Origin of the sequence: Exiguobacterium sp. s78, assembly GCF_018618985.1 — a bacterium.
GTDB classification, from domain to species: Bacteria; Bacillota; Bacilli; order Exiguobacteriales; family Exiguobacteriaceae; genus Exiguobacterium_A; species Exiguobacterium_A abrahamii.
On the sequence record NZ_JACSNB010000001.1, the window covers coordinates 688347 to 702779 of the forward strand.

The 14433-nt window shown below is 50.3% G+C and carries 17 protein-coding genes and 1 other annotated feature; all 17 genes read left to right on the forward strand.

The annotated features are described in order from the left end of the window. Positions 1–5 precede the first annotated feature (5 nt). Positions 6–761, forward strand: a complete 756-nt coding sequence (locus KNQ18_RS03350; protein WP_215083841.1) for a prepilin peptidase — start codon at positions 6–8, stop codon at positions 759–761. A gap of 18 nt (positions 762–779) precedes the next feature. Beyond that, on the forward strand, positions 780–2516 hold the full coding sequence (locus tag KNQ18_RS03355) for a type IV pilus biogenesis protein PilM (RefSeq protein ID WP_215083843.1): 1737 nt from the start codon (positions 780–782) through the stop codon (positions 2514–2516). Beyond that, a complete protein-coding gene (locus KNQ18_RS03360) occupies positions 2513–3235 on the forward strand; it encodes a YfgM family protein (protein ID WP_215083845.1) in 723 nt (240 codons plus the stop codon). Before KNQ18_RS03355 ends, KNQ18_RS03360 begins: the two co-directional genes overlap by 4 nt. A 107-nt stretch (positions 3236–3342) precedes the next feature. Beyond that, entirely contained in the window at positions 3343–3918 is a 576-nt protein-coding gene (locus KNQ18_RS03365; protein ID WP_215083846.1) for a Maf family protein, read from the forward strand. Positions 3919–3964: 46 nt separating this feature from the next. After that, positions 3965–4597, forward strand: coding sequence for a RadC family protein (gene radC, locus KNQ18_RS03370; RefSeq protein ID WP_050677672.1), 633 nt, complete (start codon positions 3965–3967; stop codon positions 4595–4597). A 162-nt stretch (positions 4598–4759) separates the two neighbouring features. Then, positions 4760–5794: a rod shape-determining protein gene (locus KNQ18_RS03375; RefSeq protein WP_029342258.1), complete on the forward strand. Its 1035-nt coding sequence runs from the start codon at positions 4760–4762 to the stop codon at positions 5792–5794. A gap of 14 nt (positions 5795–5808) precedes the next feature. Beyond that, entirely contained in the window at positions 5809–6693 is an 885-nt protein-coding gene (gene mreC, locus KNQ18_RS03380) for a rod shape-determining protein MreC (RefSeq protein WP_029342257.1), read from the forward strand. Further along, positions 6686–7189 (forward strand): rod shape-determining protein MreD, encoded by a 504-nt coding sequence (gene mreD / locus KNQ18_RS03385; RefSeq protein ID WP_023468949.1) that lies wholly within the window; start codon positions 6686–6688, stop codon positions 7187–7189. The genes mreC and mreD overlap by 8 nt, the downstream gene beginning before the upstream one ends. 3 nt (positions 7190–7192) lie before the next feature. Further along, positions 7193–7867 (forward strand): septum site-determining protein MinC, encoded by a 675-nt coding sequence (locus tag KNQ18_RS03390; RefSeq protein ID WP_035406484.1) that lies wholly within the window; start codon positions 7193–7195, stop codon positions 7865–7867. A gap of 50 nt (positions 7868–7917) precedes the next feature. Continuing rightward, the gene (minD, locus tag KNQ18_RS03395) at positions 7918–8721 is read left to right on the forward strand and encodes a septum site-determining protein MinD (RefSeq protein ID WP_029342255.1); all 804 of its coding nucleotides are present in this window, start codon (positions 7918–7920) and stop codon (positions 8719–8721) included. Between the two features lie 63 nt (positions 8722–8784). Beyond that, entirely contained in the window at positions 8785–10125 is a 1341-nt protein-coding gene (locus KNQ18_RS03400) for a ribonuclease E/G (RefSeq protein WP_064299552.1), read from the forward strand. A 74-nt stretch (positions 10126–10199) separates the two neighbouring features. Further along, positions 10200–10269 (forward strand) — a sequence feature (ribosomal protein L21 leader region). Positions 10270–10284: 15 nt separating this feature from the next. Beyond that, positions 10285–10593, forward strand: coding sequence for a 50S ribosomal protein L21 (gene rplU / locus KNQ18_RS03405; protein WP_012370978.1), 309 nt, complete (start codon positions 10285–10287; stop codon positions 10591–10593). 3 nt (positions 10594–10596) lie between these two features. After that, entirely contained in the window at positions 10597–10935 is a 339-nt protein-coding gene (locus KNQ18_RS03410; RefSeq protein ID WP_023468945.1) for a ribosomal-processing cysteine protease Prp, read from the forward strand. Positions 10936–10949: 14 nt separating this feature from the next. Further along, positions 10950–11228 (forward strand): 50S ribosomal protein L27, encoded by a 279-nt coding sequence (rpmA, locus tag KNQ18_RS03415; RefSeq protein ID WP_012370976.1) that lies wholly within the window; start codon positions 10950–10952, stop codon positions 11226–11228. Between the two features lie 69 nt (positions 11229–11297). Beyond that, positions 11298–11780 carry a Spo0B domain-containing protein gene (locus KNQ18_RS03420; RefSeq protein ID WP_047393635.1) on the forward strand — a complete coding sequence of 161 codons (483 nt, stop codon included), beginning with the start codon at positions 11298–11300 and terminating at the stop codon, positions 11778–11780. Positions 11781–11795: 15 nt separating this feature from the next. Then, positions 11796–13091: a GTPase ObgE gene (gene obgE, locus KNQ18_RS03425; protein WP_050677601.1), complete on the forward strand. Its 1296-nt coding sequence runs from the start codon at positions 11796–11798 to the stop codon at positions 13089–13091. Positions 13092–13144: 53 nt separating this feature from the next. Continuing rightward, the gene (locus KNQ18_RS03430) at positions 13145–14419 is read left to right on the forward strand and encodes a hemolysin family protein (protein ID WP_251133290.1); all 1275 of its coding nucleotides are present in this window, start codon (positions 13145–13147) and stop codon (positions 14417–14419) included. The last annotated feature ends 14 nt before the right edge of the window (positions 14420–14433 follow it).

A 14433-nucleotide genomic window follows, 5' to 3' on the forward strand; every position in this document is an offset into this window, starting at 1 on the left:
GTGTCATGACGATCGTCTTCACGGTTTATTTTTTTTTGTTAGGCTTACTCATCACGTCTTTTACGAACGTCGTCGGTCTGCGCGTTCCGGTCGGGGAGTCGATCGTTCATCCGCGCTCTCATTGTCCAACGTGTGGACATGTTCTTGGACCGCTCGAATTAACACCGGTACTCGGTTACGCTGTGCTCGGTGGGAAGTGCCGCTCTTGTGGACAGTCGATCTCAATCAAGTATCCAGCGCTTGAATTACTTGGAGGAATTCTTTACGCCTATGCCTTCTGGCAGTTTGGCTGGTCGATGGAACTCGCATTGACGCTCGTCCTGACGAGCTTGTTGTTCATCTTGACGATGTCGGACTTAGCCTACATGCTGATCCCGAATAAAATTTTGCTCATCTTTTTGCCGATTGCCTTGATTGTGCGCTACCTTTCTCCACTCGAAAACTGGTATAATCCAATTATTGGTGGAATCGTCGGATTCGTTCTATTATTCGTCATCTTTCTTGTTTCCCGGCGTGGTATGGGGGCAGGGGATGTCAAGTTGTTCGGACTGCTCGGGATCTTCCTTGGACCGCTTCACGTCATCATTGCCTTGTTCGTCTCGGCATTCGTCGGTTCCGTTCTTGGCTTAACGTTACTTGGACTCGGACGCGTGAAACGGAAACAACCAATTCCCTTCGTTCCGTCGATTGCCGTCGGGACATTACTGACATATTATTTTGCGGATGATTGGGTATCGTGGTACCTCGATTTGCTGCTTTAAGAAAGGAAGAATGTACATATGGCGCAACGGCGTAAAGGTACATATATTTACTTTAATTTCACCGATGTCGCAATTTTCGGTGCAGTCGTCAAAAAAGGCGTCATTAAGCGCCGGGCAGTCATCGCGCTGCCGCCGGGAACACTGCAAGGAGGCTGGTTGCAACCGGAAGCCTCGCTTGATTTCATCTTTGACGGGTTACTGACGAAGCTGAAAGTACCACGTGGCTCGCAAGCGGTGCTGGCGCTTGATGGTTCACTCGTTCTCGCCCGGAAACTCGATATTCCGGAAACGATCGAGACGAATCAAATTCGCGGTTACTTATTCATGGAAATTGGACATAGTATCGTCTTGCCGTTTGAAGAACCGTATTTTGATTACACGGTTCTGGAAGAAGACGGCAAGCGAGAAATCATGCTCTATGCCGCGCCAAACGAGGCGCTGAAGCAATATACGCAACTGTTCAAACAAAAGCATTTACGACTGGTCGCAGCTGAACCACAACCGCTCGCAACCTACTTCGGGATTGAAGCCCATCATCCGGTCGCAACGGAAGCCGATACGTTATTGATCTGGAATGCGAATGCAACAAACCATCAGCTGATCATCATCGAAGATCACGTGCCGCGTTTGATTCGCTCCGTTGATACGTTTGCGGCTGACGCGTGGGATGTTGATGTCATCGACGACCAACTGCATTACCGTTACCGTTCAGATGATCCGACGGTCGAACTCGTCTTAGACGAGATGTTGCTCGAGTTCTCACGAGTGCTCGATTTCTATCGTTTTTCACTCGCGCGCGAAGGACGGGAAATCACGAACGTCGTCCTTGCCGGCGACTTCCCGTTCCGTGATGAACTGGCGACGCGTTTCCGGTCAAACTTCGATTTAAACCTTGATGAGATTCCAGACATGATGACGATTGACGGACAGTCGATTCCACGGGCCTACTTACCACTCGCTGGTCTTGCTTCACCGCGAAAAGACCGCATCAACTTGTTACCGGAAAACGATGAAGCACCGAAGTACCCACTCGTCGCTTCATTGATCCTCTTATTGTTCGGAGGACTCGCCGGTGGCTATCTCTACTGGCAAACCGATCAATTCGCGGACCGCGTCGAATCGACGAACGATCAAATCCAGATCGTCCGTCAGTTGCAGTCGGAATCGGATCAATCGGCGAAACAAGAAGTTGCACAACTTAAACAGACGGTCGAAGGACTCGAAACGACGCCTCGTCCTGCTGTACCAACACTTGAGCGGATTACCCGTTATCTCCCGGAGCGCGGTTACATTCTTCAATTCGCCTATGGAGCAGATCATGCCGTGACGATGACGACACAATTCGAGACGCTTGATGAACTGAACGATTTTTATCGCGAGCTACTGACGGATAAAGTCTTCTCAGGAACGAATCTTGCCAGCGTGACGACACGAACGATGAATGAAAAGGCAGACGTCGTCACGACAACGACGGTTGATCCGACGACCGGACAAGAAGTCCCGACGACGGAAATTACACCGTCTGACGATGCTAAATCAGAAGAACCCCGTTATATCGGACAATTCTCGTTAAACGTCAACCCGACGGAAGTCGTCAAAGGTGAGACGAACGAGGCTGATCCGGAAGTACCAAAAGAAGATCAGCCGTCTGAATCGGAAACGGATGGCTCGACGGAAGCGACTCCTGAGACCGATACGACGGAGACGACTGATCCGAATGTAACGACTGAAATCGAGGAGGTGCCGGACAATTGAAACGTTATAGTAGCTTCATCCTCCTCGGTCTAACGATCTTGATCGTCCTCGGTGCGGTTGGTTACTTCGGTTATACGACGTATACGACACACCAAACGTTGCAAGAAAAAGAAGCGACGTTGAAGCGAGAACAGATGGTACTCGAGCAAGCGAAAGCGAACGAACAGAAAGTCGACGTCGCTGAATCGAGCTTTTTGCAGCAAAAAGTTCCGGTGACGGCGTCAAACGATGACGTCATCGATGCAATTAATGCGTCGAGTCAGATTGCCGGTGTCAAAGTCCAGTCGATCACGTTTGGTCAGGCGACAGAGGCAGCACCGCAGTCACCGGTGACATCAACGCCTGCAGTTGACGGAGCGATGGCGACGGAATCAGATCAGGCTGAAACAACTGCCGTAGCACCGGTCACAGCGAATGCAACACCGCTTCCGGCATCACTAACAGTCGAAGCCCCGTCGTATGTTGAATTAATGGCATTCCTGAAGCAAATCGAGCGGACGGATCGAATCACGGTCTTACGCCAAATCCAGTTGTCGGGACCGGAAGAGCCGGGTCCAGGCAGTGGAACAGTCTTACTTGAGGATGAGATGCTCTCATTCACAGTCGAGATCGAGTCGTATTATCGTCCGGATTTGACGAAGTTGACGCCGGATAAACAAACGCCACTCGAGGAGAAGACACCGAAGTCGGATCCATTTGTCGATGTGACAGGAAATTAAGGTTCATTTGGCGGTTCCTACTCTGTTAGGGACCGCTTGTTTTTTGTTAGACTAAACGATGACTCGAATTATCCGATTCGAAATTAACGGGAAAGAACGTGATACTGATGATAACGCAACCACACTTGATTCTCGCGTCGGCTTCACCACGGCGGACGGAGCTCCTACAACAAATCGGCATTCCTCATGAAGTCGTACCAGCGAATGTCGTCGAAGAAGCGCCGTACCCGATGACACCACACGAGTACGTCCGTCATCTATCTCAAAAGAAAGCGCGAGCGATTACAGCAGATGGTGTCATTCTGGCTGCTGATACGGTCGTCGCGATCGATGACATGATTCTTGAGAAGCCGGCGGATATTTCTGAAGCGCGGGCGATGCTAGCTCGTCTGTCAGGACGCGCTCATGAAGTCGTGACAGGGGTGACGATTCGCTTCGGGGAGAAGGAAGAGACGTTCGACGTGACGACGCACGTCCGTTTTGGTGTATTACCAGACGAGTGGATGGAAGGCTATATCGCGACGAACGAGCCCTATGATAAAGCGGGTGGCTATGGCATCCAAGCGATGGGTGGTCTGTTCGTCGAGGCGATCGAGGGCGATTACTATAATGTCGTCGGACTGCCGATCCACGAGATCACAAAACGTCTCGCGTCCTTTGAAATCAAGCCGATGTTTGCGTAATTCTGAAACAGAGAGGTCGGATGCTGTGATTGAATGGCCGAAGGATATGGTTCAGTTGAAAGGCTTGGCACAAGCGACGACAGTCGAGTTGCTGGCGTGTCTCGTCCGAAGTGGGACGCGCGACCGGACACCACTTGAAATCGCGGAAGAATTACTGCACATCTATCCTTCATTGATCGAACTCGAGGCAGCGGGAGTCGGCGGACTTGAAAAAGCACCTGGGGTCGGGAAGGCGAAGGCACTACAAATCATGGCTGGACTAGAACTTGGTCGTCGTCTCGTCACGGAACCGAAATGGGTGCGGCCGACGATCCGCTCACCGGAAGACGCAGCGGAACTGTTGTTAGAAGAGATGCGCCTCTATCAGCAGGAACACTTCATCTGCCTGTATTTGAATACGAAAAATGAGGTCGTCTCGAAAAAGACGTTATTCATCGGAGGATTGAACACGTCGATCGTCCACCCGCGAGACGTCTTCCGGGAAGCGATTCGCTGCTCGGCTGCGAACTTCATCGCCGTCCACAATCATCCGTCTGGTGACCCGACGCCAAGTCGGGAAGATATCGAGGTATCCGAGCGGCTCGTTGAGGCGGGACGACTCATTGGAATCAGTTGTCTTGACCACATCATCATCGGGCATGGACAATTTATTAGTATGAAACAGCGCGGATTTATGTAAGAATAACGTCTGAAGGGAAAGTTTCGATTCTTTCCGTCAGACGTTTTTTTGTGTGTTTTCTAAGGCGAACTGTAAACAAGCTGTAACGTTTTAACGCTTTCCAATGAAGGCTTTTCCGTTATAATTAGTGAAGTGTATTCTCAGAGAGGGGTTTTTTGAATAATGTTTGGATCATTCAGCCGTGAAATCGGCATTGACTTAGGTACGGCTAACACGCTTGTGTATGTAAAGGGGCAAGGAATCGTCGTCCGCGAACCGTCCGTCGTCGCCTTCCGTACGGATACAGGGAAAATTGAAGCTGTCGGTAACGCGGCAAAAAACATGATCGGTCGTACGCCGGGTAACGTGACTGCACGACGCCCGATGAAAGACGGGGTTATCGCGGATTATGAAACAACCGCTACGATGATCAAATATTTCATGGATCAAGCTTCGAAGAAAAAAGGCTTGTTCTCTTCTAAGACGAACGTCATGATCTGTGTACCAAGTGGTATCACATCGGTCGAAAAACGTGCGGTCGAAGATGCAGCGAAACTTGCAGGTGCGCGTGAAGCTTATACAATCGAAGAACCATTCGCAGCAGCAATCGGTGCTGGTCTTCCGGTTTCAGAACCAACAGGCTCGATGGTCGTTGATATCGGTGGTGGTACGACAGAAGTTGCTGTCATCTCACTCGGTGGTATCGTCACGAGCCAATCGATCCGTGTCGGTGGTGATGAGATGGATGAGTCGATCATTCGTTACATCAAATCGAAATACAACTTGATGATCGGGGAGCGGACAGCTGAGACGTTGAAAATGACGATCGGTTACGCTCGCATCGATGAAGAGTCAGAAAACGAAACGATGGAAATCCGTGGACGTGACCTCGTCACAGGTCTTCCGAAACAGATCGAAGTCACAAGTGCGGAAATTTGTGACGCACTCTCGGATACGGTCGAAGCGATTCTTGCAGGTGTCAAGCACACACTTGAGCAGACGCCTCCTGAATTATCAGCAGACGTCATGGACCGCGGAATCGTCTTGACAGGCGGTGGGGCACTCTTGAAGAACCTCGACGCTGTCATCGAAGACGAAACTCGTATTTTGACACTCGTTGCAGAAAATGCACTCGATTGTGTCGCAATCGGTACAGGAAAATCACTCGAGATGATGAATGTTCTTCGTTCGAAATCAGGCATCTCGCAAAAAAGATAAGGACGGGATGAGCGATGAAGCGATTTTTAAATAATCGAAAACTGCTCATCACACTCCTTAGTTTTCTCCTTTTGGTGATCTTGATCGGGATTTCGCTACAAGGGCGTAACCAATCCCACTGGTATCAAAGCTTCGTGCGTGATACCGTGGGCGTCGGTCAACGCCTTTTCGCGACACCGATTGGCTGGATTGATGATACGGTCACTTCGATTAAAGAAGTGCGTGACGTGTACAAAGAGAACGAACACTTGAAATCACGCTTAAGTGACTACGCCGGCAATGCCGTCAAAGTCCGTGATCTTGAACGTGAGAATAAAGAATTGAAGGATATGCTCGACCTGAACGGATCGATTCGCGACTACAAATTGTTACCGGCAGAGATGATCGGTCGGACATCGTCCGAATGGCAACGGTTCGTCACGATTAACATCGGCGAACAAAAAGGAGTCAAGCCGAATATGGCCGTCGTAACAGCAGATGGACTGATCGGTCGCGTCATCCAGGCGAGTGCTTATACATCCCTCGTGCAGTTGATGTCGGATACAAGTCGGACGAATAATGTCTCGGCAACGGCAGACGACACGAAAGGAAAAGGGGTCTTCGGTACGATCGAAGGCTTTGATGAAGAGACGAAATTACTCAAGTTCACGAAAATTCCGAATGATGCGAAGCTGAAAAAAGGGCAGACCGTCACGACGTCCGGTCTCGGTGGAAAGTATCCGAGCGGAATCGTCATCGGAAAAATCGAGGAAGTGAAATCCGATCAGTATGGGGCTTCAAAAATCGCATACGTCAAACCGGCAGCAGACTTCGAACAGTTCGGTCATGTCTTCGTGATTGAGCGCGAAGCGAAGGAACCTTTCGCTGAGACCGATAAGGGAGGGGACACTCGTGAATAACGTTAAGTTGTTTTTCGCCGTGTTCCTTCTTTTTATCTTAGAAGGGACGTTGTTCGCAGGACCACTCGGAGATGGTTCGCCGTACGTCATCCATGCGACATTGATCGGTCTGATGTTCCTCGGTCGGTACGGAAAACTTGAACAGGCACTCGGATTCGGACTCGTTTTCGGATTGCTGTATGATTTCGTGTATTCCGATATCATCGGCATTTACTTATTTGCGTTATCCGCCATTCCGCTTTTTAGTAGCTTCGTGCTAAAATATGTAAAGGAGAACGTATTGACGATTCTTGTCACGTTCACGTTCAGTGCCATTTTGTATGAGCTCGATATATATTTCTTCACGGCTTCGGTCGTGGGTGTCGGAGTCTCCTTCCAGGAGCTCGCGACACAGATCATTCCAAGGAGTCTGGTTGCGCAGTTGATCGGGATCATCATCCTGTATTATCCGATGACCCGACTCGTGCAGTCGACCCTTGACGAGAAAAGAGGATGAGTCATGATTGAGCGTAAACGTTATGTAACGATGAAAGGTCATCGTGGTGGCCTCGCCGTCTATGTGAATGAAAGGTGCAGTGTGGATGAATTTCTTGACGATTTAGAGTTGACGCTTGCGGACAAATCCGTCGAGAACGGACGCGCCGTACCGATCACCTTCTTCTTCGGTCGACGTTATGTCGATGAAGGGGTGTTGACGGCCGTCGAATCTATCGTCGCGCGACATGATTCCTTCTCTTTCAAAGGCTATGATAGTGAGTGCATCACGAAGGACGAGGCAAAAGCCTTGTACGGAGAGCGAACGTTTCATTACTTCGGTGGAACGGCACGCAGTGGGCACGTATTAGACGTCGAAGGATCGATCGTCATCATCGGAGATATCAATCCGGGTGCGGTCGTCCATGCGACAGGAAGTATCTATTGTCTCGGTGCTTTACGTGGTACCGTTCATGCAGGTAAAGGTGGCAATACGGAAGCCGTCATCGCTGCGAGTGTATTGCAACCGAAATGGGTCGCAGTCGCTGGCACCGTCCACGAAGAACCGGACGACGCACCGATTCCTGCTCTCGATATGGGTTGTGCATTTTTAGGCGAAGACGGGGTGGAATTCTCCCGCCTTCAAACCGTTCCGCTCGCGCGGATGGATCAGTTTGCGATTGATAGTGAAAGAGGGTGACGGATATGGAACAAGTGAAAGAACAGGTACATATGGAGGCGAAGACGAACATGGGACGCGCCATCGTCGTCACATCCGGTAAAGGTGGCGTCGGAAAGACAACGACGACTGCAAACATCGGAACAGCACTTGCATTGATGGGACATTCCGTTTGCCTCGTTGATACGGATATCGGGTTACGTAATCTGGATATCGTGCTTGGTCTCGATAACCGGAGTATCTATAACATCGTTGACGTCGTGACAGGGCAATGTAAGTTGCACCAAGCGCTCGTCCGCGATAAACGTTTTGAAGAGATGTATCTGTTGCCTGCTGCTCAATCAAAGGATAAGTCCTCCGTCACACCCGAACAGGTGAAGGCAATCATCGATACACTGAAACTCGAATACGACTTCGTCTTGATCGATTGCCCTGCCGGAATCGAACAAGGCTTCATGAATGCGATCGCTGGAGCCGATGAAGCCGTCGTCGTGACGACACCGGAAAAAGCAGCCGTTCAAGATGCGGACCGGATCATCGGGATGCTCGAGCGCTCAGAACGAAACATCGTTCCGAAACTCGTCATCAACCGGGTGCGTTCACACATGATGGCATCAGGTGACATGCTCGACATCGATGAGATCATGCGTATCCTTTCGATTGATCTACTTGGTCTGATCATCGATGATGAAGAAGTCATCGCCGCTTCCCACCGTGGTGTGCCTGTGACGATGAATCCGGATAACCGGGCTGGACTCGGCTACCGGAACATTGCTCGCCGGATTCTCGGCGAATCTGTACCACTGCTTGATTTAAATGAACAACCGCAAAAAGGGTTCTTCGTCAAATTGAAGAAGATGCTTGGGATGAAATAAGAATGGGAAATTAGACTAGGACGACATCGTCGCGCCTAGTCTAATTTTTTTGGAGGGATCAGTATGCGATGGATTAGTGAACAGACCGCTTCGCTTGAACGATTGGCATTGGTCGAAGGCGGTCGATTAATTGAATATCATGAGCGGATGCGCGACGAGATCCGGGTTGGCACTTTCGTCTATGCCAAGGTCGACCGGTTGCATCCGACGCTCGGAGCAGCCTTTTTGATTGCGACTGACGGCACACCGCTTTACTTACCGCTGAATGAAACGGTGGAAGCACTTCGTCGCTATCCGGACGTACCGACGATCGGACAAGCCGTCCAGGTCGGACAGACGTTACTCGTCCAGGTCGTCAAGGAAGGAGTCGCACCGAAACAACACAAAGTGACGCAGAACATCACCTATGGTGGACGTTATCTCGTTTATTTCCCGTACGGGCGACGCATCCGTTTCAGTCGAAAGCTGGATCTCGTCGTTCAGCGTCAACTGGCGGAGCAATTGACGACGACGGACGAAGAGGGGATTCTCTACCGGACGGAGGCAGCGAAAGCATCAATTGACGAATTGAAGCAAGAGCTTCAGTCATTACGGACACGACATAAAGAACTCATGCAGGCACCGCGTCTTGAACAAGACGAGGCACTGATCGTTCAGGAAGCAAAACGACTTCCACATGTCACCGATGCGCTCGTCATGACGCGTCAGGAAAAGGAACGCCTGGAATTGCTTGGTCTGTCCGTCGAACGGTCGCTACGAAAAGGACGCTTACCTGAGATGGAAGCGATCGATGGCGCAATCGAGAAGGCGATGCAACGGGTCGTCTGGCTTGACGGGGGAGCGTATCTCTTGATTGAAGAGGTCGAGACGATGACTGTCATCGACGTCAACAGTGGGAAGACGATCTCCGTCAAGGAACAAAAGCGGACGTTTGATCAAATCAATGAAGCGGCTGCCGTCGAAGTCATGCGCCAATTACGGTTGCGCAACATTAGCGGTATGATTGCGATCGATTTTTTACGTGGCTCTAGTAAAGGTCAGACACGGGTGACGCAACTCCTCAAAGAACGAGCGGCGCTCGAGACGAAACAAATCGAAGTCTATGGCTTTACGAAGATGGGCTTATGTGAACTGACACGACAACGTCACGGGAAATCGCTACAGGAACGCTCACAGGAATCCGGACAGTGGACGCGATTGAGTGTCTATCGCTTGATTGAACCGAAGTTACTTGAGATTGCGACCTATGCGGAAGCGGTCGTGATTCGCGCACCACGGCATCTGTTGCAAGACGAATTCATCTCTCGTCAACCGCTCGAAGTCCATGTGCTCGAAGGCGATCCAGCGGTCCTGTTCACGGGGTCGTCACAGGACTGTCTCGATTTCATCAAGCGATCGGAATAATCCTTCAGAACAGCATTGACAAGGTAGAAGAACGTTTGGTATTCTGAATAACGTTAGTTCGTTTGGAAGCACCCAAATGACTACAACCGCACAGACCGGGTTTTAAAGCATCCGCTGCCCGTGATGGCGAGTCTGAGTTCCTAAGAGGAGGTGCACGTAATGTACGCAATTATCAAAACTGGTGGTAAACAAGTCAAAGTCGAAGCTGGCCAAGAAATCTACGTTGAGAAATTAAACGCAGACGTCGACAGCACAGTTGAATTTGGTGAAGTATTGATCCTTGGTGGTGACGATGTTAAAGTCGGCGCTCCACTCGTAGAAGGTGCGAAGGTCGTAGCAACGGTCATCAAACACGCTCGCGCGAAAAAGATCACTGTCTTCAAAATGAAAGCGAAAAAGAACTACCGTCGTAAGCAAGGTCACCGTCAACCTTACACGAAGGTCCGCATCGAGAAAATCGAAGCGTAAGCCATGATACGTGTCAAGATTCGACGAGATGAAGCGGAACTCGTCCGCTCCATCGAAGTGACAGGACATGCCGAGTTCGCAGAACCAGGTCTCGACCTTGTCTGTGCCGGCGTCTCGTCGGTGATCTTCGGGGCATACAATGCCATAGAAGCATTACTCGGGCAGGTCCTGCTCCTTGAAATGGCAGAACAACAAGAGGGTGGCTACTTTTATGTAGAACCGTACGCTGACTTAGCACCGGATGTCAGTGAGCGCACCCAATTGTTACTGGAAGCGACTTTGGTCCAACTTGGTACCATCGCTGAAAGTTACGGTGAGTTTATCCAACTTGAACAAGTATAGGAGGTGGATTCCACATGTTGAAACTTAATCTTCAGTTCTTCGCATCGAAAAAAGGGGTAGGTTCGACAAAGAACGGTCGTGACTCGCAATCGAAACGCCTTGGGGCGAAACGTGCAGACGGTCAAACTGTTTCTGCTGGTTCAATCCTCTACCGTCAACGCGGTACGAAGATTCACCCAGGTATGAACGTCGGACGTGGTGGCGATGATACACTTTTCGCAACTGCAACTGGTGTCGTTCGTTTCGAACGTCTCGGACGCGACAAGAAACAAGTCAGCGTTTACCCAGCATAAGGATCGACGAAGCAGACTCTAGCCACTTTCGAGGGTTAGGGTCTGTTTTTTTTTAGGAGGGAACGACCGATGGAGGAACAGCAGGTACTTGATCTTTTGAAGACTCTTCGTCACGAGTGGTTGAACCGGATACAACTCGTCCGTTCGTATGGCGCGATCGGAGACGAACAAGCAGTCGAGTCAATCTGTTCGGCGTACCGGGAGCAAGCATCTCGGGAAGGGCGTCTAGGGCGAATCGGATTGCCGAAAACCGCACTGGCGTTACTGCAAGCTGAATGGTCAGGCAAAACTGTGACGTATGATGTCATCGGAGCACCCCACATGGAAGATGAGCGGTTGAAGCAACTCGTCGAAGCAGCCATCGCCATGATTGATGTAGGAGTAGGAGAAGTATCCGTGACCTTTCACGAGGGCGTGACCATCGAGATCTATCGGGATCTACTAGATATGTCGCGCCTTGAAGATCTAGTGACGCCGATGGAAATCGAGTCGCAGACGGAAAATGAGTGTGTGATTGAGATTGAAAGTCTTCCGTTTGAGGAAGAGAAGTAAGAGGAGGGATCCGACATGTTTGTCGATCAGGTAAATATTTATGTAAAAGCAGGTGACGGAGGACGTGGACAAGTAGCGTTCCGTCGCGAGAAATACGTTCCAGACGGTGGACCAGCCGGCGGTGACGGTGGTCACGGAGCTCACGTCGTCCTCGAAGTTGATGAAGGACTTCGGACATTGATGGACTTCCGTTACAAACGTCACTTTAAAGCAGTTCAAGGTGAAAACGGAATGTCAAAAGGCATGCACGGTCGTAAAGCCGAGCATTTAATCGTCAAGGTTCCACCGGGCACAGTCGTCTACGATGATGATACGAACGCGGTCATCGCTGACCTCGTCCATCACGGACAACAAGCAATCGTCGCAAAAGGCGGACGTGGCGGACGTGGGAATACACGTTTTGCGACACCAGCCAACCCAGCTCCAGAGCACGCGGAAAACGGTGAGCCAGGAGAAGAGAAGTACTTGAAGCTTGAACTGAAGATGCTAGCAGACGTTGGTCTCGTCGGCTTCCCGAGCGTCGGGAAATCAACGATGTTATCGGTCGTTTCAGCAGCACGTCCGAAAATCGGAGCGTATCACTTCACGACGATCACGCCGAACATCGGTGTCGTCGAAACGGAAGATAGCCGTAGCTTCGTCATGGCTGACTTGCCAGGATTGATTGAAGGGGCAAGTGAAGGTGTTGGACTCGGTCATCAGTTCCTCCGTCACGTCGAGCGGACGAAAGTCATCGTACACGTCATCGACATGAGTGGGATGGAAGGACGCGATCCAATCGAAGACTACAACATCATCAATAAAGAGCTCGCAGACTATAATCTTCGTTTGACAGAGCGTCCACAAGTCGTCGTCGCGAACAAGATGGATATGCCGGATGCGGCAGAACATCTCGAAGCCTTCAAAGAAGCTTTCCCGGATCTTGAGGTATTCGAGATTTCAGCAGCAACACGTCAAGGATTACGCGATCTCTTATTCCGAATCGCTGACCTCGTTGATGCGACACCAGAATTCGGTCTTGAGGAACTCGAAGAGAAAACGGCAACACCACGTGTCGTCTACGGTTACGAAGCACCAGAAGCTGGCTTTACGATCACAAAAGATGAAGACGATTGCTTCGTCATCAAAGGACCACGAATCGAAAAACTCTTCACGATGACGAACTTCATGCGTGAAGAATCGATTAAACGTTTCGCTCGGACACTGCGTCAAATGGGTGTCGACGAAGAGTTGCGTCGTCTTGGTGCGATCGACGGCGACGTCGTTCGAATCCGTGATTTCGAGTTCGAATTCGTCGAGTCATCATTCTAAGCGGTTCATTCCATTAGGAAACGGAGTGTGAAAGCATCGTGGACCCATTGCCCATGATTTCAGTCGTTTGGTTAATTCCGATTCTCATGTTATCTGCGTTCTTTTCCTCAGCTGAGACGGCACTCGCGAGTGTCAATCGGTTGCGGTTGTTGCACCAATCGGAAGCAGGGGACGCGCGTGCGTCCCGTGTATTCCGCTTACTTCAACGCTACGAAGAGACACTGACTTCGATATTGATTGGGAATACGATCGTCAACATCGCGTTTATCTTATTTGGTGGCTGGTGGATCATCCAGTTCGTCGAGACGATCGCAATACAAACCGTTGCTTTTCTTGCGCTGTTTTTCCTGTTGCTGTTGTTCGGAGAATTGATACCGAAGTCGTATGCTCGTGAACATACGGAACGTTACGTGTTATTGATCGGACGTCCACTGCGTTTTTTCTTACTGTGCTTTCGACCACTTGTCTTCCTGTTACTCCGCTTACGCCAGTTGGCGCTACGGTTGATTGGAGCGGATCCGAAAGGACCGCTCGTGACCGAACAGGAACTCAAGGCACTCGTCGATATCAGTCAGGAAGAGGGAATCATGGGGCTTGCAGAGGCAGAACTCGTTCATCAAGCAGTTGATTTTCAACATGCGACGGTCGAGGATGCGTTGACGCCACGGATGGATATTCAAGCGATTGATATCGATGCGCGGCTCGAAGACATCCTTGCAGAAGTCCAGAAGGGCGGCTATTCTCGTCTACCGGTCTATAAGGATTCGATTGATCACGTCATTGGTGTATTATCGGAGCGGGACTTTCTGCGTGCATACGTGAAGAACGGCTCCGTTGATATCCGAGAATGGATTCGACCGGTATCGTTCGTCGTACCACAGACACGATTGATGGATTTATTGCCGGAACTCAAAGTCAAGCAGTCCCATATGGCAGTCGTTCTTGATGAATTCGGAGGGACGGCAGGTCTGATCACCCTTGAGGATATTTTAGAAGAAATCGTTGGGGAGATTTGGGATGAACACGATGAATCGTTAGAATATACAAAACGGATTGGTCCGGAGAAATACGAATGTCTAGCGGAGTATGACATTGAAGACTTCTGTCAGCAATTTCAATTGACGATGCCGGACACGGACGCCCAGTCACTTGGGGGATGGATCATGGAGGAGAGCGGACAATTACCGGACGTCGGAACGGCGATGCGTTATGAACGTGTCACGTTGACCGTCTTGCATATCGAAAACCGACGCGTCCGCAAAGTCTTAGCAACGTTCGATCCGCCATCTACGATGCCGGAGACACGACTTGAACCGATTGAACGATAAAAAAACCGCTTATT

Excerpts from the sequence above, each read along its gene's own strand:
- KNQ18_RS03350 (WP_215083841.1), top strand. The coding sequence starts at position 6 with ATGACGATCGTCTTCACGGTTTATTTTTTTTTGTTAGGCTTACTCATC.
- KNQ18_RS03355 (WP_215083843.1), top strand. The coding sequence starts at position 780 with ATGGCGCAACGGCGTAAAGGTACATATATTTACTTTAATTTCACCGAT.
- KNQ18_RS03365 (WP_215083846.1), top strand. The coding sequence starts at position 3,343 with ATGATAACGCAACCACACTTGATTCTCGCGTCGGCTTCACCACGGCGG.
- radC (WP_050677672.1), top strand. The coding sequence starts at position 3,965 with ATGGTTCAGTTGAAAGGCTTGGCACAAGCGACGACAGTCGAGTTGCTG.
- KNQ18_RS03375 (WP_029342258.1), top strand. The coding sequence starts at position 4,760 with ATGTTTGGATCATTCAGCCGTGAAATCGGCATTGACTTAGGTACGGCT.
- mreC (WP_029342257.1), top strand. The coding sequence starts at position 5,809 with ATGAAGCGATTTTTAAATAATCGAAAACTGCTCATCACACTCCTTAGT.
- KNQ18_RS03390 (WP_035406484.1), top strand. The coding sequence starts at position 7,193 with ATGATTGAGCGTAAACGTTATGTAACGATGAAAGGTCATCGTGGTGGC.
- minD (WP_029342255.1), top strand. The coding sequence starts at position 7,918 with ATGGGACGCGCCATCGTCGTCACATCCGGTAAAGGTGGCGTCGGAAAG.
- KNQ18_RS03400 (WP_064299552.1), top strand. The coding sequence starts at position 8,785 with ATGCGATGGATTAGTGAACAGACCGCTTCGCTTGAACGATTGGCATTG.
- rplU (WP_012370978.1), top strand. The coding sequence starts at position 10,285 with ATGTACGCAATTATCAAAACTGGTGGTAAACAAGTCAAAGTCGAAGCT.
- KNQ18_RS03410 (WP_023468945.1), top strand. The coding sequence starts at position 10,597 with ATGATACGTGTCAAGATTCGACGAGATGAAGCGGAACTCGTCCGCTCC.
- rpmA (WP_012370976.1), top strand. The coding sequence starts at position 10,950 with ATGTTGAAACTTAATCTTCAGTTCTTCGCATCGAAAAAAGGGGTAGGT.
- KNQ18_RS03420 (WP_047393635.1), top strand. The coding sequence starts at position 11,298 with ATGGAGGAACAGCAGGTACTTGATCTTTTGAAGACTCTTCGTCACGAG.
- obgE (WP_050677601.1), top strand. The coding sequence starts at position 11,796 with ATGTTTGTCGATCAGGTAAATATTTATGTAAAAGCAGGTGACGGAGGA.
- KNQ18_RS03430 (WP_251133290.1), top strand. The coding sequence starts at position 13,145 with ATGATTTCAGTCGTTTGGTTAATTCCGATTCTCATGTTATCTGCGTTC.